This is a genomic window from Streptomyces sp. OfavH-34-F (assembly GCF_022347745.1).
In the GTDB taxonomy this organism is placed as follows: domain Bacteria; phylum Actinomycetota; class Actinomycetes; order Streptomycetales; family Streptomycetaceae; genus Streptomyces.
Window position 1 is genome coordinate 19,279 of sequence record NZ_JAKRGC010000025.1, and the last position, 19,398, is coordinate 38,676.

Here is a 19,398-nt window from a genome sequence, read left to right on the forward strand (position 1 = left end):
GGCGGCGGCGAGGGGCCGGTGCCGGTCACGAGGGGGCACGCCCGTCATGGGGAATGTGGATGCGGCAGCGGCGAGGGGGCCGCGGGTCAAGGGGGTGGCGGCCCGCGCGGGCGGCTGGAGCGCGCGGCACCGCTGGGCCGCGGTGGGGATCTGGGTGCTGTTCGTCGTCCTGGCGATGGGCCTGGGCTCCGCCGCGGGCCGGGTCGATGTGAAGGAGAGCGACCAGATGTCCGGCGAGGTGGGCCGGGCGGTGCAGATCATCGAGGACGCGGGGCTCAAGGACCCGGCCGGTGAGACGGTGCTCATCCAGTCGGAGGCCGGGAGCGGTCCGGTGGCGGGCTCCAAGGAGTTCCGGGCGGCCGTGGCCGATGTGATCGACGCCGTGCAGGGCACCGGTGAGGTCACGGCCGTCACCTCGCCGTACACCACGAAGACCATCTCGGCGGACGGGCACAGCGCGCTGGTGCAGTTCGAGATGCGCGGCGACGCCGAGACGGCGAGCGAACGCGTCGGACCGGTGCTCGACGCCGTCGCGAAGGTGGACGCCGCGCACGAGGGGCTGCTGATCGAGGAGATCGGCGGCGCCAGCATGGGCAAGACGTTCAACGACGCGTTCGGCAGCGACTTCCAGCGGGCCGAGTTCTCCGCCGTGCCGGTCGCGCTCGGCATCCTGCTCATCGCGTTCGGGGCGCTGGTCGCCGCGCTGCTGCCGGTCGCCCTGGCCCTCACCGCGATCATCGCGACCATGGGCCTGATGGGCGTGGTCAGCCACGTCCAGCCGATGAGCGACACCGCCAACTCCGTGATGCTGCTGGTCGGTCTGGCCGTCGGCGTCGACTACTGCCTGTTCTACCTGCGCCGCGAGCGCGAGGAGCGGGCCAAGGGCCGGGACGCCCGGACGGCGCTGATGATCGCCGCCGCGACCAGCGGGCGCGCCATCGTCGTCTCCGGTGTGACGGTCTGCGTCGCGATGGCCGGGATGCTGTTCACCGGCATCGCCGAGTTCGAGGCGATGGGCCTGGCCTCGCTGATGGTGGTCGCCGTCGCGATGGTCGGTTCGGTGACCGTGCTGCCGGCGCTGCTCTCGCTGCTCGGTGAGCGGGTCGAGAAGGGCCGGGTGCCGTTCCTGGGCCGCCTCAAGCGCTCCCGGCGGGGTGGCGCGGACGGCGAGAGCCGGGTCTGGCGCGCGGTGCTCACCGCGGTGCTGCGCCGTCCGTGGACCGCGCTCGTGGTCGCGGCCGGGGCGCTCGCCGCGATCGCGCTGCCGGCGCTCGGAATGCACACCCAGAACCTCACGCTGGACCAGGAGTTCGGCGACTCGCTGCCGATCGTGCGGACCTACGACCGGCTGAACGAGGCGTTCCCCGGCGGCGCCGACCCGGCGCAGGTCGTGGTCCGGGCCGACGACATCGGCGCCGCCCCGGTCCGCAAGGCGCTGGAGGAGTTCCGCCGGCAGGCCGTGGCCTCGGGCGCCTCCAAGGGGCCGGTGGACATCGTGACGCACGACGCGGAGAACGTCGCGGTCATCGACGTACCGCTGGTCGGCGGCTCGGACCAGGACGAGGCCGTCAAGAGCCTGGACCTGCTGCGCGACACCGTGCGCCCGGCCACCCTCGGCAAGGTCGACGGGGTGGAGGCGCCGATCACCGGGCAGGTCGCCGGTTCGAAGGACTTCAACGACCAGATCGTCGGCTCGGTCGTGCCGGTCTTCGCCTTCGTGGTCGTCTTCGCCTTCCTGCTGATGCTGCTCTGCTTCCGCTCGCTGACGGTGGCGATCACCTCGATCATCCTCAACCTGCTCTCGGTGGGCGCCGCCTACGGCATCCTGACCGCGGTCTTCCAGCACGGCTGGGGCGCCTCGCTGGTGGGTGCCGAGGGCGTCGGCGCGATCATCTCCTGGCTGCCGCTCTTCCTCTTCGTGATCCTGTTCGGCCTCTCGATGGACTACCACGTGTTCGTGGTCTCGCGTATCCGTGAGGCCCGCCTCCAGGGCCGCACCACCCGCGACGCCATCGCCCACGGCGTGGTCACCACGGCCGGGGTGGTGACCAGCGCGGCCGTCATCATGGTCGCCGTGTTCGCCATCTTCGGCACGCTGTCGATGCAGTCCATGAAGCAGATGGGCGTCGGCCTGGCGGCGGCCGTGCTGATCGACGCGACGATCATCCGCGGGGTGCTGCTCCCGGCCGTGATGGCGCTGCTGGGCGAGCGCAACTGGTACTTCCCGAAGTGGCTGCGGTGGCTGCCGGACATGACGCACGACGAGTCGTACGACGACGCGCCGGCGGTGACCGCACCGGCGCGCGGCGGCGAGGAGCCGGAGCGGGTCGGCGTCTGATCCCCTCTTGGTACGCGGGCCCTCCTCCCGGACGCCGGGAGGAGGGCCCGCGCGTTCAGCGCTGGTAGCGGGCCAGGACCCGGTTGCCGTCGGTCACCAGGCGTCTCTCCAACTCCTCCGCGTCGATCGCGCCGCTGTAGTACTCCTGGAGGGCGGGCGTCGCCACCTTGTCCTTCCACTCGGGGTAGCCGCGCACCGACTGGGCCGGGGCGGACCGCAGCGACCCGGCGAGCGCGGCGCCCGTCGCCCAGCCGAGGTCCGGGGTGTGCAGGGCCGGGTCGGCCAGCGCCTCGGTGCCGGTCGGCAGCATCCAGTCCCCCTTGGCCAGGCGCACCATGTTGGCGGGGCGCAGCAGGAAGTCGATGAAGCGGACGGCCTCCTTCTTGTGCGGGCTGTCCTCGGCGACGGACAGGGTCTGCGGGCTGACCCCCTGGGCGAGCCCGTCCGCCCCGGCCGGGGCCGGCAGCACCGTCCACTCGAACCCCTCGGGGGCCTGCTCGGCGACCTGCTGGCGGTAGGAGAACCCGAGCGGCACCATCGCGTACTTGCCGCCGAAGAAGCCGGGCAGGGTGTCGCCGCCGCCCATGCCGAGCGCGGTGCGGGCGGCGCTGCGGTCGGTCACGACCTGGTCGTGGATGGTGTCGGGGACGACCCGGTCGCCCTTCCCCATGGCGAGCGTGACCTTGCCGTCGGGGCCCCGGTGGAAGAGCCGTCCGCCCGCCGAGAGGCCGAGGTTGAGGGTGACGGAGACCGGTTCGCGCAGCGGCCAGGCGACGCCGTGGCGGCCCTCGCCGGTCAGCCGCGCGGCCGCCTCGCGGAACTCGGTCCAGCTCCAGGGCGCGTCCGGGGTCGGGATGCGTACCCCGGACTCCTTGAGCAGCCGGGTGTTGGCGATGAGGACGCGGGGTTCCTGGAGGAAGGGCACACCGTAGACCCCGTCGCCGAAGGTGGCCGTCTCCCAGCTGTGGGCGGGGATGGCGGCGGTCAGCCGGTCCGGGAGCAGGGGCCGCAGGTCGGCGAGGTAGCCGCCGTACGCGAAGTCGGCGAGGTCGTCGGACGCGTCGTGGATGACGTCGGGGGCCTCGCCGCCCTCGAAGGAGGTGAGGAGCTGGTCGTGGACGCTGTCCCAGCTGCCCTGGACGTACTCGACGCGGATGCCGGGGTGGGCCGCGTTCCACTCCTTCACCAGCTGCTTGTTGATCTCGACGGACTCCTTCTGCCAGGCCAGGGACTGGAACCGGAGGGTGATCGTTCCGTCCGGCGCGTCGTCGCCGCCCCGGCCGCAGCCGGTGAGCAGCAGGGCCAGCGCGGTGGCCGCCGCGGCGGCCGTACGGAGCAGCGCGCGCATCAGTTCTTCACCGCCCCGGCCAGCATGCCGCCCGTGATCCGCCGCTGGATCAGGGCGAACAGGACGAGCGAGGGGAGGGTGGCGAGGAACGCGGCGGCGGCGAGCGGCCCGAGGTCGGCGGCCCCCTCCGCGCCGAGGAAGTGCGTCAGGACGACCGGCAACGTCTGCTTCTCCGGGGTCTTGAGGAGGACGAGCGCGAAGAAGAACTCGTTCCACGCGGTGATGAACGCGAAGAGGGCCGTGGCGACGATGCCCGGCGCCAGCAGCGGGGCGGTCACCGAGACCAGCGTCCGCAGCCGTCCGGCCCCGTCCACGGCGGCGGCCTCCTCCAGTTCGGCGGGTACGGCCCGTACGTAGCCGACGAGCATCCACAGCGCGAAGGGCAGCGCCCACACGACGTAGACCAGGATCAGGCCCCCCAGGGTGTTGATCAGCCGCAGGTTCTTGAGGATCAGGAACAGCGGGATGATCAGGAGGACGAAGGGAAACGCCTGGCTGACCACGACCCAGCCGGTGGCGGCCTTGGCGAGCCGGTTGCGGTGGCGGGCCATCACATAGGCCATCGGGGTGGCGATGAGGACGGCGATCAGCCCGGCCGCGAGCGCGGCGCCCAGTGAGTTGGCGGCGGCCCGCAGCAGCGGCTGCTCGTCGAACGCCTGCCGGAAGTTGTCGAGCGTGGGGTGCTGCGGAATCCAGGTCGGATGCAGGGAGCCCAGTTCGCGGGCGGGCTTGAAGGCGGTGGAGATCAGCCAGAGGAACGGGAACGCCAGGAAGACCAGGTAGCACAGCAGCGCCGCGTACTGCCCGGCGCGCACGGACCGCTTGGTGCGCATGCTCATCGCTCGTCCCCTCCCCCGAGCCGGCCGGCCAGGTACACGGCGAGGATGACGGAGATCACCGCGACCATCACACAGCCCATCGCGGCGGCATAGCCGAACTGGCCGTAGCGGAACGCCTCCTCGTAGGCGAAGAGCATCGGCAGCCGGGTACGGCCGCCGGGGCCGCCGCTGGTCAGCACGTAGACCAGGGCGAACGAGTTGAAGTTCCAGATGAAGTTGAGCGCGGTGATGGAGAGGGCGACCGGTCTGATGGCGGGCCAGGTCACCGTCCGGAACCGGCGCCAGGCTCCGGCGCCGTCCAGCGCGGCCGCTTCGTGGAGGTCGCGCGGGGTGTTCTGGAGGCCGGCCAGCAGGGCGACCGTGGTCTGCGGCATCCCGGCCCAGATCCCGACGACGATCACGGCGGGCAGCGCGGTGGCCAGTCCGGTCAGCCAGTCCCGGCCGTCCCCGAACCCCAGGTCGCGCAGGGTCTCGTTGAGGATGCCGGCGTCCGGGTGGTAGACGAGCCGCCACATGATGCCGACGACGACCTCGGGCATCGCCCACGGGATGATCGCCAGGGCGCGGGCCAGCCAGCGCATCCGCAGGTTCTCGTTGAGCAGCAGCGCCAGGCCGAGCGCGAGCACGAACTGGGGGACGGTGACGCCGACCGCCCACACCAGGCCGATCCGGAACGACTCCCAGAACAGTCCGTCGTGGAGGAGGTCCTGGAAGTTCAGCGTGCCGGTCCACCGGGTGGCCCGGGTGCGGCCGGACTGGGCGTCGGTGAAGGCCAGGGCGATGCCGTAGAGCAGCGGGCCGACGCTCAGGACCAGGATCGGGATGAGGGCGGGCAGGACCAGGAACCAGGCGCCGGCGTTCCGGCCGCCCGGGGCGGAACCCTTGCGGTGCGCCCCGCCCGGCGGGCCGTGCCGCCCGGTTCGGGGGGCCGCGTTCGCCAACGACATATACATCGACCCCTTTGCGTGATTCGACCGGCTATGTACCGTTCTGGCCGCTCAGGTGGCCCCCGTCATCGTGCTGACGGTCCGCCGGTTCGTCAAGGCGACCGGCGCGGGTGCGAAAATCGGACCATGAACGAGATGGAAGCGCGCGAGGTGCTGGTGGCCGCCGGATTCCCCGGGGACGCCGGACTACTCGCGCTCGGCGAGAACGCGGTGTTCGCGGCCGGGGACCTCGTGGTCAAGGTCGGCCGGGACGCCGTGCGCCACCCGGAGCTGTGGGAGCGGGCGGAGCGCGAGGTGGCCGTCGCCGTGGGCCGGGGCCGGTCCAACGCGGAGATCGCCGCCTCCCTCTACCTCAGCGTCGCCACCGTGAAGGCCCAGGTCTCCCGCATCCTCGCCAAGTTCGGCTTCAACAACCGGGTCCAGATCGCCCTCCTCGTCCACGACGCCGGTCTGCTCGACGACGAGAGCGGATCGAGCCCGGACTGAACCCGCTGCCCATGCCCGGCCTCGCGGCCTACGCTGGAGGCACCGGTCCGGGGGGCCGGGACGATGCGACCGGGAGGGGCGGCCCATGTCCGAAGTCGACTTGGATCTGCGGGGGTTGACCGATTTCACCGCGAACCCGTATCCCTACTACGAACGGATGCGCGCGGCCGGCCCCGTGCACACCATCCGCACCGACGACTTCGACCGGGTCTGGCTGGTCGTCGGCTACGAGGAGGGCCGGGCCGCCCTCGCCGACCCGCGACTCGGCAAGGACTGGCGCGCCCTCCCCGGCGAACTGGGCGGCGACCCGATCAACGCCAACATGCTGGAGATGGACGCCCCCGACCACACCCGGCTGCGCAAGCTCGTCGCCCGCGCCTTCACCGCACGCCGCATCGAGGCGCTGCGCCCCCGCGTCCAGGAGATCACCGACGAACTGCTCGACGTGATGCTCCCGGAGGGCCGCGCCGACCTGGTGGACGCGTTCGCCTTCCCGCTGCCCATGACCGTCATCTGCGAACTGATCGGCGTGCCCGACCTGGACCGCTCCGCCTTCCGCAAGCTGTCCAACGGAGTCGTCGCCCCGGCCGGCCCCGCCGAGGAGGGCGAGGCGATCCGGGCCATGGGCGCCTACCTCGGCGAGCTGATCCGGGACAAGAGCCGCTCACCCGGCGACGACCTGCTCAGCGCGTTGATCGCCGCCCGCGACGAGGACGACGACGCCCTCTCGCCCGACGAGCTGGTCGGCATGGCCTTCCTGCTGCTCGTCGCCGGACACGAGACCACCGTCAACCTGATCTCCAACGGGGTACGCGCCCTCCTCGACCACCCCGACCAGCTCGCCGCGCTCCGCGCCGACCCCGGACTGCTCGACGGCGCGGTCGAGGAGATGCTGCGCTACGACGGGCCCGTGGAGACGGCCACCTTCCGGTTCGCCCGGGAGCGGGTCGAGATCGGCTCCCGGACCATCGAGACCGGCGACCCCGTCCTCATCTCCCTCGCCGGCTCCGACCGCGACCCGGCCCGCTACCCGGAGCCCGACCGCTTCGACATCCGCCGCGACACCCGCGGCCACCTCGCCTTCGGGCACGGCATCCACTTCTGCATGGGCGCGCCGCTGGCCCGGATGGAGGGCCGCATCGCCATCCGTACGCTGCTGGAACGCTGCCCCGGTCTGGCCGCCGATCCGGACGCCGCCCCGTTCGACTGGCTGCCCGGCACACTCATCCGCGGGGTGCGCCGGCTCCCCGTACGCTGGTGAGCGGCGCGCGCCCCTGCGCGTGACGGCAGCGCGGGCTCGGGGATACTTGCCCAGCCGGACCGGGGCCACCGGCCCCGGTACCACCGGCAGCACAACGAGCAGCACAAGAAGGGCACGGCGTCGTGGCAAGGGTTCGGACAGGGGTACGTGCGATGGGCGCCGTGCTTGCGGCGGTGCTGGGGGTGTCCCTCATGGGATGCAGCAGCACCGGCGGCAAGCGGGCGGAGGAGCGTGCGGCCAAGGCCGCCGCCGAAGGCCGGGCCGCGGTGAACACGCCCCGCTGGACCTTCGCCATGGTCACCCACTCGGGCGACGGCGACACCTTCTGGGACATCGTCCAGAAGGGCGCCGAGACGGCGGCGAAGAAGGACAACATCAACTTCCTGTACACGCACGACGCCGAGGGCCAGCAGCAGGCCCAGCTCGTGCAGGCGGCCATCGACAAGAAGGTCGACGGGCTGATCGTCACGCTCGCCAAGCCCGGCGCCATGAAGGACGTCGTCGCCAAGGCCGTCCGGGCCGGCATCCCCGTGATCACCGTCAACTCCGGCTCCGCCGAGTCCAAGGAGTTCGGCGCGCTCACCCACATCGGCCAGGACGAGTCCATCGCCGGCGAGGCCGTCGGCGAGGAGCTGAACGAGCGCGGCCGCAAGAAGGCCCTGTGCATCCTGCACGAGCAGGGCAACGTGGGCCACGAGCAGCGCTGCGCCGGCGCCAAGAAGACCTTCGACGGCCAGATGCAGAACCTGTACGTGGAGGGCACCAACATGCCCGACGTCCAGGCGTCCATCGAGGCCAAGCTCCAGTCCGACAAGAACATCGACGCGGTCGTCACCCTCGGCGCCCCCTTCGCGGACGCCGCCGTCAAGGCGAAGAAGACTGCGGGCAGCAAGGCCGAGATCGACACCTTCGACCTGAACCCCGCCGTCGCCGCGGCCCTCCAGGCCGAGACCCTCGGCTTCGCCGTCGACCAGCAGCCCTACCTCCAGGGCTACGAGGCCGTGGACCTGCTCTGGCTCTACCGCTACAACCGCAACGTCCTCGGCGGCGGCCGCCCGGTCCTCACCGGCCCGCAGATCGTCACCGCGAAGGACGCCGCCCAGCTCGCCGAGTACGCCGGCCGGGGCACCCGATGACCGCCGGGCCCGGATCGACCGCCGTCGTGGACGAGCGGCTGCTGCACACCTCGCCGCTGCGCAGGCTGCTCGGCCGCCCGGAGCTGGGCTCGGTCGTCGGCGCGCTCGCCGTCTTCCTCTTCTTCGCGATCGTCGCCGACAGCTTCCTGCGCGCCACCAGCTTCGGCACCGTGCTGTACGCGGCGTCCACCATCGGGATCATGGCGGCGCCGGTCGCGCTGCTGATGATCGGCGGCGAGTTCGACCTGTCCGCCGGCGTGCTGGTCACCACGTCCGCGCTGGTCTCCTCGATGTTCAGCTACCAGATGACCGCCAACGTCTGGGTCGGCGTCTTCGTGTCGCTGCTGGTCACGCTCGCCGTCGGCGCGTTCAACGGCTTCATGCTGACCCGTACCAAACTGCCCAGCTTCATCATCACGCTGGGCACCTTCCTGATGCTGACCGGCCTGAACCTGGGCTTCACCAAGCTGATCAGCGGCACCGTCTCGACCAAGACCATCGGCAACATGGAGGGCTTCCCCTCCGCCCGCAAGCTCTTCGCGTCCTACTGGACCGTCGGCGGCGTCGAACTCAAGGTGACCCTGCTGTGGTGGGCGGGCCTGGTCGCCGTCGCCACCTGGATCCTGCTCCGCACCCGCTTCGGCAACTGGATCTTCGCCGTCGGCGGCGGCGCCGAGGCGGCCCGCGCGGTCGGCGTCCCCGTCGTCCGCACCAAGATCGGGCTGTACCTCGGCGTCGCCTTCGCCGCCTGGGTCTCCGGCCAGCACCTGCTCTTCAGCTACGACATGGTGCAGTCCGGCGAGGGCGTCGGCAACGAGCTGATCTACATCATCGCCGCCGTCATCGGCGGCTGCCTGATCACCGGCGGCTACGGCTCCGCGATCGGCTCGGCGGTCGGCGCCTTCATCTTCGGCATGACCAGCAAGGGCATCGTGTACGCGGAGTGGAACCCCGACTGGTTCAAGTTCTTCCTGGGAGCCATGCTGCTCCTGGCCACCCTGCTCAACGCGTGGGTGCGCAAGCGCGCGGAGGCGACGACATGACGGCCCCCAAGACCCCCGAGGTCCCCGAGGCCCCGGACAATCCGCAGAGCCTGCGGGAGCCCGGCGGGCAGCCCCTCGTCGAGCTGGACGACGTGGCCAAGTACTACGGCAACATCAAGGCCCTGGAGGGCGTGTCGCTGAAGGTGTACGCGGGCGAGATCTCCTGCGTGCTCGGCGACAACGGCGCCGGCAAGTCCACCCTCATCAAGATCATCTCCGGGCTGCACCGGCACGACGCCGGACGGTTCCTGGTGGACGGCGAGGAGACCGCCCTCGCCAACCCGCGCGAAGCCCTGGACCGGGGCATCGCCACCGTCTACCAGGACCTCGCCGTCGTCCCGCTGATGCCGGTCTGGCGCAACTTCTTCCTCGGCTCCGAGCCGACGACCGGCGCCGGTCCGTTCAAGCGGCTCGACGTCCGCCTCATGCGGGAGACGACCCGCTCGGCGCTGCTGCGCATGGGCATCGACCTGCGCGACGTGGACCAGCCCATCGGCACCCTGTCCGGCGGCGAACGCCAGTGCGTCGCCATCGCGCGCGCCGTCCACTTCGGGGCGAAGGTCCTGGTCCTGGACGAGCCGACGGCCGCGCTGGGCGTCAAGCAGTCCGGCGTCGTCCTGAAGTACGTCGCGGCCGCCCGCGACGCCGGCCTCGGCGTGGTCCTCATCACGCACAACCCGCACCACGCCTACCTCGTCGGCGACCGGTTCGTCCTGCTCAAGCGCGGTGCGATGGCCGGCAGCCACACCAAGGAGTCCATCGGCCTGGACGAGCTGACCCGGCAGATGGCGGGCGGCAGCGACCTGGAGGAGCTGAGCCACGAGCTGCGCCGCGCCTCCGGACCGGGCCCGGCCGGCACCCCGTAGCACGTCCGCCCGCCGCCCCGGACGGCGGCCCGGCCCTCCCGGCAATGGCAGAATCGGGACGGACGGGCGCCGTCCGCCACCGGGACACCCCTCCCGGTCACACCGATCCACCCGGGGACGATGAGCACGTACCGCGACTTCACCCACCGCGGCTCCGCCCGCGCGACCGTCCTGCGTACCGTGGGCACCCGCGAAAGACGCTCCCACCTCACGGCGCCCCGCGTCCCCACGGTCGGCATCGACATCGGCGGCACGAAGGTGATGGCCGGCGTCGTGGACGCCGACGGCACGATCCTGGAGACGGTGCGCACCGAGACCCCGGACAAGTCCAAGAGCCCCAAGGTCGTCGAGGACACCATCGTCGAACTGGTCCTGGACCTGTCCGACCGGCACGACGTGCACGCCGTGGGCATCGGCGCGGCCGGCTGGGTGGACGCGGACCGCTCGAAGGTCCTGTTCGCCCCGCACCTGGCCTGGCGCGACGAGCCCCTGCGCGACTCCCTGGCCTCCCGGCTCGTCGTCCCCGTCATGGTGGACAACGACGCCAACACCGCGGCCTGGGCCGAGTGGCGCTTCGGCGCCGGGCGCGGCGAGGACCACCTCGTGATGATCACGCTGGGCACCGGCATCGGCGGCGCCATCCTGGAGGACGGGCAGGTCAAGCGCGGCAAGTACGGCGTCGCCGGTGAGTTCGGCCACATGCAGGTCGTGCCCGGCGGCCACCGCTGCCCCTGCGGCAACCGGGGCTGCTGGGAGCAGTACAGCTCCGGCAACGCCCTGGTCCGCGAGGCGCGGGAGCTGGCCGCCGCCGACTCGCCGGTGGCCCACCAGATCATCGAGCGGGTCAAGGGCCACGTCCCCGACATCACCGGACCGCTCATCACCGAACTGGCCCGCGAGGGCGACGCGATGTGCGTCGAGCTGCTCCAGGACATCGGCCAGTGGCTGGGCGTCGGGCTCGCCAACCTGGCCGCCGCCCTGGACCCCTCCTGCTTCGTCATCGGCGGCGGCGTCAGCGCGGCCGACGACCTGCTGATCGGGCCCGCCAGGGACGCCTTCAAACGCCATCTGACCGGTCGCGGCTACCGCCCCGAGGCCCGGATCGCCAAGGCCCAGCTGGGCCCGGAGGCCGGTATGGTCGGCGCGGCGGACCTCGCCCGGCTGGTCGCCCGCCGCTTCCGCCGCACCAACCGCCGCCGCGTCGAGCGGTACGAGCGGTACGCGCAGATCTACGACCAGGCGACGAGCACCCTCCGCAGCAACCGCAGCACCCGTACGTCTTAGGGACTCCCACACCGATGACCGCAGCCGAGCACCCCGTCGTGCCGCGCCAGTCCACGCCGCCGGACGAGGGCGACGGGCCGCGGCCCGAGACCCGCCGCCATCTGATCCGCCGCCGTCTGATCACGGCGACGATCATCGTGCTGCTGATCGGCATCCCGGCGGGCTATCTGCTGATCTCGGCGGGCCAGAGCCGCCGCTCCGGCCAGGACAAGGCCGCCGAGGCCGCCGCCCAGGGGCTGCGGCCCGGCTGGCCCTCGCGGATGCTGCGCCGCATCTTCGAGGTGCCGATCCCCGGTTACGCGACCGAGGTGGAGTACTACGAGACGAACAACTGGAAGGTCAGCCGGATGTACGTGCGCTTCCGCACGACGTCCAACGGCCTGGACGCCTTCCTGACGAACCTGGGTTCGGGGCGCGCCGCCCTGCGGCCGGGCAAGGTCACCATCGGCGAGCGCGACACCAGGATCGCGGGCTGGTACTTCGGCAAGGGCGTCTCCTGGGCGGGCACCACGCACACCAACGAGGACCCGCGGCCCACCCAGGACATCACGGTGGACATGACGGACCCCAGCTCTCCCGTCGTCTACGTGGTCTCCGCCGCGACGCCCTGACCGGCGCCCCCGCCGGGCCGCTTCCAGGGGGATCGCGGGACCGGATTCCTGTCGGCCGATCAGGGTACTTATCGCACTTTCCCGTGTGTTACACCGCGTTTGCCCCGCGCGCCATGGCATCTCTTAGGCGATCGATTGATCAGTACGACAATCATCCCGGCTCCAAGGAGATCAGCATGCGCATGTCCGCTTCCCTCCGTGCCCGCAGCGTCCGCGCGGGCACCGTCGCGGCCGCCGCGGTCGCCCTCGCCGCGGCCACGGTGGCCGGGGCGTCCACCGCCTACGCCGCCCCCGGCGACAGCGGTGACATCGACATCCGTCCGGGCGGCTGGGCGGCCCGGGGCGGCGACGGCAACGAGGTCTGCAAGTTCGTCCTCCAGGCCAGCAACTTCGGCGACATGCCGGCCGTCCCGTGGACGATCACCGCGCAGCCCCCGACCGTCCCGCCGGGGGACACCCTGGCCAGCACCCTGCCGCTGGTCAACGGCTCGGCCCGCAGCCAGGAGTACCTGCTCCCCGAGGGCACGTACCAGCTGGTGTGGATCGTTCCGTCCGGCCCGAAGAACAAGGCGTTCAAGGTCGACTGCACCAAGCCGGCCGACGACAGGGGCACGCAGAACGGCGAGCACGGCTCGTCCGCCTCGGGCGCCGAGACCGACTACCGCCAGCCGTCCGGCGGGGTGCCGGCCGGTGGCGGCGGCGTCCCGGACATGGAGAGCGTCAGCTCCGAGAGCGACTCCAACCTCGGCACCACCGCCGCCCTCGCGGCCGGGGCCGCCGGAGCCGCCGGGCTGATCATGGTCCGCCGAGCCGCACGCCGCCGTGCCCGCAACGAGGCATAACCCGCGCAGAAGACGCCGACGGGGCCCGAGCCGGGCGTGTCGTCTCACGATGACACTGAGTGTGACCTTCTCGCTGGTGAGCGGCATCGTCTGGGCGAGTTCCGACTCGTCCGACGATGCGGTCGCCGCCGCCCACGGCAACGACGCCGCGGGCGGCGGCGACCGGCCGGTCGCACACGCTCCCCTGTCGCCGTCGCGGCCGGTGAAGATCGCGGTGCCGGCCATCTTCATCGAGGCCCCGGTCACCGGCCTCGGGCTCGACGCGAAGGGGCGCCTGGGCGCCCCGCCTCTCAGCAAACCCCGGGAAGTGGGCTGGTACCGCGACGGGCCGTCGCCTGGCGAGAAGGGCACCTCCCTGATCGTCGGCCACCGCGACACGGAGACCGGCCCCGCGATCTTCCTCAACCTGAACGCCCTGCACCGGGGCGACAAGGTGAGGGTCACCCGCGCCGACCGGCAGACCGCCGTCTTCACGGTCGACGCGGTCGAGACGTACAAGAAGGACACGTTCCCCGACGACAAGGTGTACGGCAGCACCGGCCGTCCGGAACTCAGGCTCATGACCTGCGGCGGGCGCTTCAACAAGAAGGACGGCTACTCCGCCAACGTCGTCGTCTTCGCCCATCTCACCTCCCTGAAGCAGCAGAAGGTCTGACGCGCCCGCGCCCACCACCCGGCCGGGCGGCCGCTCAGTCCGGGCCCGCCCCGACGCCACCGATCCGCCGGACCGCCACCGCCGCCCGGTGGCCGGCCGGGGCGGCGATGTCCGCGATCAGCCAGCCGGCCGGGGCGGCCGGGGCCGGACCGGCACCGACGTACTCCGTGGACGGGTCGGCGCCCAGGCCGATGCCCAGGCCCTTGAGGTACGCCTCCTTCCGCGTCCACACCCGGGCGAACGCGGCCGGCCGCGACTCCGGCGCCAGCGCGGCGAGTTCCGCCGCCTCCAGGGGGTGGACCACATCGGCGGCCTCGGTCAGCGTCCGCGCGCCCGGCACAGGTTCGACGTCCACGCCGACCGGCGCGGCGGCGACCGCGATCAGGCTCAGCCCCTCGCAGTGCGACAGCGAGAAGTGCAGTGGCTCGCCCGGCAGTACGGGGCGTCCGTGCGGCTCCCCGCAGCACGGGCAGGGGGCGCGGACCACCGAGACCGTGCGGGGCGCGACGCCCAGATGGCTGCCGAGGACCCGGCGCAGTCCGACATGGGCGCACAGATACGTGGCCCGGTCGGTGGGGCGGCGGAACTCGTCGGCGCGCGCCAGCTCCGCCGGGGCCAGCACGAGCGGGGCGTAGCGGGCGGCGCTCTCCTCGTGGGCGGCGGTGGCCACCAGCCAGAGGCGCGGACCGCCGGACCCCGGATCGGCCGGCGGCGGCAGCGCGGCCGGCAGCGGGGGGAGCGCGGTGGGCAGGAGCAGGGAGTCGAGGGCGGACGGGGGACCGGGTTCCAACAGGGACATGTCTGCCTCACACGGCGGTTGCGGTGGGCTCGGGGGCGGCCGGCGCCCCCGGCGGGACGGGGGCCTTCCGGGTGGCGGGCGCACGCAGCGCGAGCGTCGCGGCGACCGGCGAGCACAGCGCCAGGCAGGCGCACACCAGCCAGGTGCCGGTCACACCCAGCGCTGCGGACAGCGAACTGAACACGGCCAGGGACAGCGGCGCGGCCCCGATGCTGGAGAGCGAGAACGTCGACATCGCGGCGCCCAGCTTCCCCTCGGGCACGGCCTGCTGATAGGCGGTCACCAGCGCCGGGCCGTTCATACCGGAGCACAGGCCGACCGCGCCGGCCACGGCCGCGAGGACCGGCGGCGACGGCACCAGCGCCATGGCGCCCAGGCCGACCGCGAGCCCGGTGCCCGTGACGACCAGCTTCACCGGCGCCGGAATGCGGTGCGCGAGCGCGGCCCCGGCCGCCGCCGACACCAGGGCCCCGACGCTGAACGCGGACAGCGCCGCCGCGACCGCGCCGATGCCCCAGCCCTCACCGGAGGCGCGCAGCGGCAGCGCGACCTCGGCCGGCCACAGGAACGCGAAGTCCATGCAGAAGCAGGCGACGAACATCCAGCGCAGCCGGGGGTGGCGGGCCAGCAGCAGCAGTCCGTCACCGGAGCGCCGGAACAGCGACGGGCCGGAGCCGGCGCCGCGCGCGGGCCGGACCATGCCGCGCGTCACATGGAACGCGCAGAGCAACCAGACGGCGCAGCCGGCCGCCGCCACCAGCATGGCCCCGGACAGCCCGCCCGCCACGACCAGCCAGGCCCCCAGCGGCGATCCGGCGATCGGCGCCAGCCGCATCACCATGGAGAACAGCGAGTTGGCGCGGCCGAGATGCTCCTGCGGGGCCAGCCGGGTGAGCAGCACGCCCGACGCCGGTCCGGTCAGACCCAGCAGTGAGCCCTCGACCACGGCGACCGCGACCAGCGGCCAGAGGCTGTCGGCGCCCGCGGTGATCAGAGCCCCGACGGCCAGGACGGCGAGCCGGGTCGCGGTCGCCCGGAGCACGACCGCGCGCGGGCCGAGCGTGTCGGCGAGCGCGCCGCCGAACAGCAGCATCAGGGCGCGCGGCAGCGTGGAGGCGAGGATCACGCAGGTGACCGCGGACCGGCCGCCCATCTGCACGGCGGTCCAGTTCATGGCGATGATCAGGGCGAAGCTGCCGCACTGCACGGCTGCCTGACCGGTGACGAAACTGCCGATGCGCCGCCAGTCGGGCGCGGGCCCCGCCTCGGGTGACGGGGCGGTGGAATGCGTGGTCATGGGACTCGACTTCCTGGGGGAGTGGGCTTTGAGTGGTGGGGCGGCTTCCTCGTGGGTCGGCTACCGGCGGCGGGGGCCCGCCGGGACGCGTACGGCGGTGGTCTCCCCGCGCAGCGCCGCCGCGAGCCGGGCGACCCCCTCGGGGATGCGCTTGCGCGGGACGTTGCTGAAGCAGAGCCGCAGGCTGTCGCCGCACTCGCCGTCGAGCCCGAAGTGGCTGCCGGGGACGAACGAGACGCCGTGCCCGGCCGCGGCCTGGGCGAGGCGGCCGGTGTCGGCGCCGCCCTCGTGCCGCAGCCACAGGTAGAAGCCGCCGTCCGGCCGCCGCCAGCGCCAGGGGCCGTCGGTGCCCAGCTCCCGCTCCAGCGCGTCGGCCATCAGGCCGCACCGCTCCCGGTAGCGCTCGCGGTAGGCGTCGATCAGGGCGTCCCAGCCGCCCCGGGTGTGGAACGCGGCGAGCGCGGCCTGGGCGAACGCGGAGGGCGAGAGCGCCATGACCTCGACCGTGCCGCGCAGCCGCTCGGCGACCTGCTTGGGCGCGGCGATCCAGCCGCAGCGCAGTCCGGGGGCGAAGACCTTGGAGAACGTGCCGAGGTAGACGACGTTCTCCGGGTCGATGCCCTGGAGGACGGGGACTGCGGCGCCGTCGAAGCCGAGCAGCCCGTACGGGTTGTCCTCGACGATCAGCAGGTCCAGTTCCCGCGCGGCCTCGGCCAGTCGGTGGCGCCGCTCGACGGAGAGGGTGGCCCCGGTCGGGTTCTGGAAGGTCGGGTTGCAGTACAGCATCCGGACGCGCTGCCCGTCCGCCCGCAGCCGGGCGACGGTCTCCCGCAGCGCCAGCGGGTCGAGCCCTTCGGCGTCCTCGGGGGCGCCGTGCAGCCGCAGGCCGGCCGTGCGGAAGGCGACGGCCGCGCCCGGGTAGGCGGGCGTCTGGCACAGGACCGTCTCCCCCGGCGCGGCGAGGCCGAGGCCGAGGGCCAGCAGGCCCATCTGGGAGCCGGCGGTGGGCACCAGGTGCGCCGCGTCGGCCCGGCCGCCCTCGCGGGCCATCAGGTCGGTGATGGCGGGGACGAGGGCCTTGGCCACGTGCGGGGTGCTGTACTGGAGCGCGATCCGGCCGCCGATCCGGGTGAGCCGGGCGAACTGCTCGGAGAGTTCCTTCAGGGGCAGCAGGTCAAGATCCGGCAGGCCGCCGGCGAAGGAGATCAGGTCGCCGCCGCGTTCGAAGAGCTGCGGCATCCCGGGCGAGGGTCTGACGTCGGTCCACATGGCCGTCAGCTCCCCGACAGGGCGTTCGCGCCGGTCGCCAGCTGCTCGTGCACGAGTCCGAGGAGGCCGGCCGACGAGGTGAGCGAGAAGTCGGCGAGCGCGTCGGGGTCCAGCTCGATGCCGAACCGGTCCTCGACGGCCATCATCAGGGCGACGGTGTGGAGCGAGTCCACGCCGAGGTCCACGAGCGGCGTCTCGGAGCTGGTGACCCGCACGGCGCATATCTCTTCGACGAGCTGGTCAAACTGCGACTGGTCCATGGGAGCTCCCTGTGAGTGCGGCGGGGACGGTGAGGGCGGTCGTGCGGGCGGCGTCGGCGGGCGTGTCGGCCCCGGCCAGGAGCCGCCGGGCGACGGCGGCGCGGTCGGGCTTGCCGTTGGCGGTCAGCGGCATGGAGGCGATCGGGACGATCCCGTCGGGCCGGCGGGCCGGGTCGAGCAGGCGGGTGAGCGCCGCCCGGACCTCGTGCGGGTCGAGATCGGTCTGCACGGCGAGCAGCAGCGGGGCGTCCTCGCTCGCGGGGCGCGGGGCGACGGCGGCGTACACCCCGGGTATGCGCTCGGCGGCGAGTTCGATCTCGGACAGGGCCATCCGCACGCCGCGCCGCTTGACCACGTCGTCGTCGCGGCCGACGAAGTACAGGAGCCCGTCGGCGTCGAGCCGGCCCCGGTCGCCGGTGCGCAGCTCCAGGGAGCCGTCGGCGAGGGGTACGTACCGGCTCTGGCGCTCCAGCGGGACGCCCCAGTAGCCGGCCATCACGGTGTCGCCCCGGACGACGATCTCGCCGACCTCGCCGGGCGGCAGGGTCTCCCCGTCCGGGCCGGTGATCCGTACCTGGAGGCCGGGGATGGGGCGGCCCACCGAGTCGGGGTGCCGTGCGTACAGCGCGGGGTCCAGGACCGAGATGCGCTTGCACTCGGTCATGCCGTACATCGAGGCGAACGCCGAGCCCGGGAAGGCGTCGAGCAGTCCGCGCATCACGGCCGGGCTGGGCCGGGCGCCGGTGTTGGTGAACAGCCGCACCTTGGTGGCGTGGCGCAGCTTGCGCTGGAGCAGGACGAGGATCTGGGCGAGCGAGGGGACCAGCGGGACGACGGTGACGCCGTGGCGTTCGATGACCCGGATGAGTCCGACGTCGCCGCCCCGGTCGGTGAGGACCAGGGCCGCGCCGGCCAGCGTGCACAGCAGGGCCTGGTAGAGGCCGTAGTCGAAGGAGAGCGGCAGCCGGCACAGCACCACGTCGTCGGCGCGGTAGCCGAGCCCCGCGTTGATGGCGCGGACCGCGGCGAGGATCTGCCGGTGCGGGCAGACGACGCCCTTGGGGCGGCCGGTGGTGCCGGAGGTGTAGATCAGCAGGGCGACCGCGTCGTCGGCGACCTCGGCGGTGGTGCGGTCCCGGGGCGTCTCGGCGATCTCCCGTGCGGCCCGCTCCACCTCCACGGTCCGGCGGGCGGCGCCGCCGGCGGTGGGCGGGCAGACGGCGAGGGCGGCCCCGCAGTCCCGGACGATGTGGTCGATCTGGTGGTCGGTGAGTTCGGGGTGCACCGGGACGAACACGGCCCCGACGCGGAGGGTGGCCCACAGGAGGGCGAGGAAGGTGCGGTCGCCGCCGCCCGCGTAGACGACGCGCTCACCGGCTTCCACCCCCCGGCCGCGCAGCCAGCCGACGGCCCGGTCGGTCTCGGCGCCCAGTTCGGCGTAGGTCAGCGGGCCCGTGGCGTCGACCAGGGCGAGGTGGCCGGGGCGCTCGGCGAGCGCGCGGGTGAACAGCTCAGACACCGGCATGGACGAGGTCCTCCTTCCAGGCGACGGCGGCACCGATGCGGACGCGCGCCTTGTCGAGGTCGCGGGGCGCGGTGACGCAGACGACGGCCAGCTCCGGGAGCCGGCGCTTGAAGATCCCCGCGAGGGTGCGGGCGGGCGGCAGGCAGACGGTCACCTCGGGCGCGATCCGGCCCAGCGACTCCATGCACAGGTCCCAGCGCACCGGCCTGACCACCTGGTCGACGAGCCGGCGGCGGATGTCGTCCGGTTCGCGGACGGCCGCCCCGTCGGCGTTCGAGAGGAGGGTGCCGGTCGGCTGCCGGAACGGGGTCCGTTCGGCCGCCGCGGCGACGGCCAGGCGCGCGGACTCCATGTACGGGGTGTGGAAGGCGCCGGCGACCTGGAGCGGCTTGACCGTGGCGGAGTGCGGCGGGGCGGCGGCGAGCCGTTCCAGGGCCTCGGTGGCCCCGGCGGCGACGATCTGCCCCGGTCCGTTGAACGTGGCCGCGTACAGGCCCAGTTCGTGGATGCGGTCCAGCACCGCGGCCTCCTCGCCGCCGACCACGGCGGCCATCGAGGTGGGCGCGTCGGCGCAGGCGGCGGCCATCGCCCT

General features: G+C 73.1%; 18 protein-coding genes and 1 pseudogene. 10 read left to right on the forward strand and 9 right to left on the reverse strand.

Annotation, left to right across the window (positions count from 1 at the left end; translation table 11 throughout):
- Positions 1-46 precede the first annotated feature (46 nt).
- Positions 47-2,338: an MMPL family transporter gene (locus MHW47_RS07320; RefSeq protein ID WP_239221812.1), complete on the forward strand. Its 2,292-nt coding sequence runs from the start codon at positions 47-49 to the stop codon at positions 2,336-2,338.
- A gap of 55 nt (positions 2,339-2,393) precedes the next feature.
- On the opposite strand, the gene MHW47_RS07325 is transcribed toward MHW47_RS07320, so the two are convergent.
- From MHW47_RS07325 to MHW47_RS07335, 3 genes are read right to left on the reverse strand one after another with little or no spacing between them, the layout of a single operon-like run.
- Positions 2,394-3,686, reverse strand: coding sequence for an ABC transporter substrate-binding protein (locus MHW47_RS07325; protein ID WP_239221813.1), 1,293 nt, complete (start codon positions 3,684-3,686; stop codon positions 2,394-2,396).
- Positions 3,686-4,525: a carbohydrate ABC transporter permease gene (locus MHW47_RS07330; protein WP_239221814.1), complete on the reverse strand. Its 840-nt coding sequence runs from the start codon at positions 4,523-4,525 to the stop codon at positions 3,686-3,688. Before MHW47_RS07330 ends, MHW47_RS07325 begins: the two co-directional genes overlap by 1 nt.
- A complete protein-coding gene (locus tag MHW47_RS07335) occupies positions 4,522-5,472 on the reverse strand; it encodes a carbohydrate ABC transporter permease (protein WP_239221815.1) in 951 nt (316 codons plus the stop codon). Before MHW47_RS07335 ends, MHW47_RS07330 begins: the two co-directional genes overlap by 4 nt.
- A gap of 267 nt (positions 5,473-5,739) precedes the next feature.
- Between MHW47_RS07335 and MHW47_RS07340 the strand changes: the two are divergent.
- The 9 genes and pseudogenes from MHW47_RS07340 to MHW47_RS07380 all read left to right on the forward strand — a co-directional run.
- A pseudogene (locus MHW47_RS07340) lies at positions 5,740-5,958 on the forward strand (response regulator transcription factor); the annotation flags it as partial.
- A gap of 85 nt (positions 5,959-6,043) precedes the next feature.
- Positions 6,044-7,219 (forward strand): cytochrome P450, encoded by a 1,176-nt coding sequence (locus tag MHW47_RS07345; protein WP_239221816.1) that lies wholly within the window; start codon positions 6,044-6,046, stop codon positions 7,217-7,219.
- Between the two features lie 152 nt (positions 7,220-7,371).
- A complete protein-coding gene (locus tag MHW47_RS07350) occupies positions 7,372-8,355 on the forward strand; it encodes a sugar ABC transporter substrate-binding protein (RefSeq protein ID WP_239221817.1) in 984 nt (327 codons plus the stop codon).
- Positions 8,352-9,398, forward strand: coding sequence for an ABC transporter permease (locus MHW47_RS07355; protein WP_239221818.1), 1,047 nt, complete (start codon positions 8,352-8,354; stop codon positions 9,396-9,398). The genes MHW47_RS07350 and MHW47_RS07355 overlap by 4 nt, the downstream gene beginning before the upstream one ends.
- Positions 9,395-10,264: an ATP-binding cassette domain-containing protein gene (locus MHW47_RS07360; protein ID WP_239221819.1), complete on the forward strand. Its 870-nt coding sequence runs from the start codon at positions 9,395-9,397 to the stop codon at positions 10,262-10,264. The genes MHW47_RS07355 and MHW47_RS07360 overlap by 4 nt, the downstream gene beginning before the upstream one ends.
- Positions 10,265-10,384: 120 nt before the next feature.
- The gene (locus MHW47_RS07365; protein ID WP_239221820.1) at positions 10,385-11,548 is read left to right on the forward strand and encodes an ROK family glucokinase; all 1,164 of its coding nucleotides are present in this window, start codon (positions 10,385-10,387) and stop codon (positions 11,546-11,548) included.
- Between the two features lie 14 nt (positions 11,549-11,562).
- The gene (locus MHW47_RS07370) at positions 11,563-12,159 is read left to right on the forward strand and encodes a hypothetical protein (RefSeq protein ID WP_239221821.1); all 597 of its coding nucleotides are present in this window, start codon (positions 11,563-11,565) and stop codon (positions 12,157-12,159) included.
- A gap of 176 nt (positions 12,160-12,335) precedes the next feature.
- A complete protein-coding gene (locus tag MHW47_RS07375; RefSeq protein WP_239221822.1) occupies positions 12,336-13,001 on the forward strand; it encodes a hypothetical protein in 666 nt (221 codons plus the stop codon).
- Positions 13,002-13,050: 49 nt separating this feature from the next.
- A complete protein-coding gene (locus tag MHW47_RS07380; RefSeq protein WP_239221823.1) occupies positions 13,051-13,656 on the forward strand; it encodes a class F sortase in 606 nt (201 codons plus the stop codon).
- Positions 13,657-13,690: 34 nt separating this feature from the next.
- Here MHW47_RS07380 and MHW47_RS07385 read toward each other — a convergent pair whose 3' ends face one another.
- The 6 genes from MHW47_RS07385 to MHW47_RS07410 all read right to left on the reverse strand — a co-directional run.
- On the reverse strand, positions 13,691-14,455 hold the full coding sequence (locus tag MHW47_RS07385; protein ID WP_239221824.1) for a 4'-phosphopantetheinyl transferase superfamily protein: 765 nt from the start codon (positions 14,453-14,455) through the stop codon (positions 13,691-13,693).
- Between the two features lie 7 nt (positions 14,456-14,462).
- Entirely contained in the window at positions 14,463-15,752 is a 1,290-nt protein-coding gene (locus tag MHW47_RS07390; protein WP_239221825.1) for an MFS transporter, read from the reverse strand.
- A gap of 60 nt (positions 15,753-15,812) precedes the next feature.
- On the reverse strand, positions 15,813-16,991 hold the full coding sequence (locus MHW47_RS07395) for a PLP-dependent aminotransferase family protein (RefSeq protein WP_239221826.1): 1,179 nt from the start codon (positions 16,989-16,991) through the stop codon (positions 15,813-15,815).
- Positions 16,992-17,026: 35 nt separating this feature from the next.
- The gene (locus MHW47_RS07400) at positions 17,027-17,281 is read right to left on the reverse strand and encodes an acyl carrier protein (RefSeq protein WP_239221827.1); all 255 of its coding nucleotides are present in this window, start codon (positions 17,279-17,281) and stop codon (positions 17,027-17,029) included.
- Positions 17,262-18,806 carry a class I adenylate-forming enzyme family protein gene (locus tag MHW47_RS07405; protein ID WP_239221828.1) on the reverse strand — a complete coding sequence of 515 codons (1,545 nt, stop codon included), beginning with the start codon at positions 18,804-18,806 and terminating at the stop codon, positions 17,262-17,264. Before MHW47_RS07405 ends, MHW47_RS07400 begins: the two co-directional genes overlap by 20 nt.
- On the reverse strand, positions 18,793-19,398 hold a 606-nt coding region (locus MHW47_RS07410; protein ID WP_374230061.1), incomplete at its 5' end, for an ACP S-malonyltransferase. The genes MHW47_RS07410 and MHW47_RS07405, both read right to left, overlap by 14 nt.

Coding starts and splice junctions, on each gene's coding strand:
- MHW47_RS07320 (WP_239221812.1), top strand. CDS start 47: ATGGGGAATGTGGATGCGGCAGCGGCGAGGGGGCCGCGGGTCAAGGGG.
- MHW47_RS07325 (WP_239221813.1), bottom strand. CDS start 3,686: ATGCGCGCGCTGCTCCGTACGGCCGCCGCGGCGGCCACCGCGCTGGCC.
- MHW47_RS07330 (WP_239221814.1), bottom strand. CDS start 4,525: ATGAGCATGCGCACCAAGCGGTCCGTGCGCGCCGGGCAGTACGCGGCG.
- MHW47_RS07335 (WP_239221815.1), bottom strand. CDS start 5,472: ATGTCGTTGGCGAACGCGGCCCCCCGAACCGGGCGGCACGGCCCGCCG.
- MHW47_RS07345 (WP_239221816.1), top strand. CDS start 6,044: ATGTCCGAAGTCGACTTGGATCTGCGGGGGTTGACCGATTTCACCGCG.
- MHW47_RS07350 (WP_239221817.1), top strand. CDS start 7,372: ATGGGCGCCGTGCTTGCGGCGGTGCTGGGGGTGTCCCTCATGGGATGC.
- MHW47_RS07355 (WP_239221818.1), top strand. CDS start 8,352: ATGACCGCCGGGCCCGGATCGACCGCCGTCGTGGACGAGCGGCTGCTG.
- MHW47_RS07360 (WP_239221819.1), top strand. CDS start 9,395: ATGACGGCCCCCAAGACCCCCGAGGTCCCCGAGGCCCCGGACAATCCG.
- MHW47_RS07365 (WP_239221820.1), top strand. CDS start 10,385: ATGAGCACGTACCGCGACTTCACCCACCGCGGCTCCGCCCGCGCGACC.
- MHW47_RS07370 (WP_239221821.1), top strand. CDS start 11,563: ATGACCGCAGCCGAGCACCCCGTCGTGCCGCGCCAGTCCACGCCGCCG.
- MHW47_RS07375 (WP_239221822.1), top strand. CDS start 12,336: ATGCGCATGTCCGCTTCCCTCCGTGCCCGCAGCGTCCGCGCGGGCACC.
- MHW47_RS07380 (WP_239221823.1), top strand. CDS start 13,051: ATGACACTGAGTGTGACCTTCTCGCTGGTGAGCGGCATCGTCTGGGCG.
- MHW47_RS07385 (WP_239221824.1), bottom strand. CDS start 14,455: ATGTCCCTGTTGGAACCCGGTCCCCCGTCCGCCCTCGACTCCCTGCTC.
- MHW47_RS07390 (WP_239221825.1), bottom strand. CDS start 15,752: ATGACCACGCATTCCACCGCCCCGTCACCCGAGGCGGGGCCCGCGCCC.
- MHW47_RS07395 (WP_239221826.1), bottom strand. CDS start 16,991: ATGCCGCAGCTCTTCGAACGCGGCGGCGACCTGATCTCCTTCGCCGGC.
- MHW47_RS07400 (WP_239221827.1), bottom strand. CDS start 17,281: ATGGACCAGTCGCAGTTTGACCAGCTCGTCGAAGAGATATGCGCCGTG.
- MHW47_RS07405 (WP_239221828.1), bottom strand. CDS start 18,806: ATGCCGGTGTCTGAGCTGTTCACCCGCGCGCTCGCCGAGCGCCCCGGC.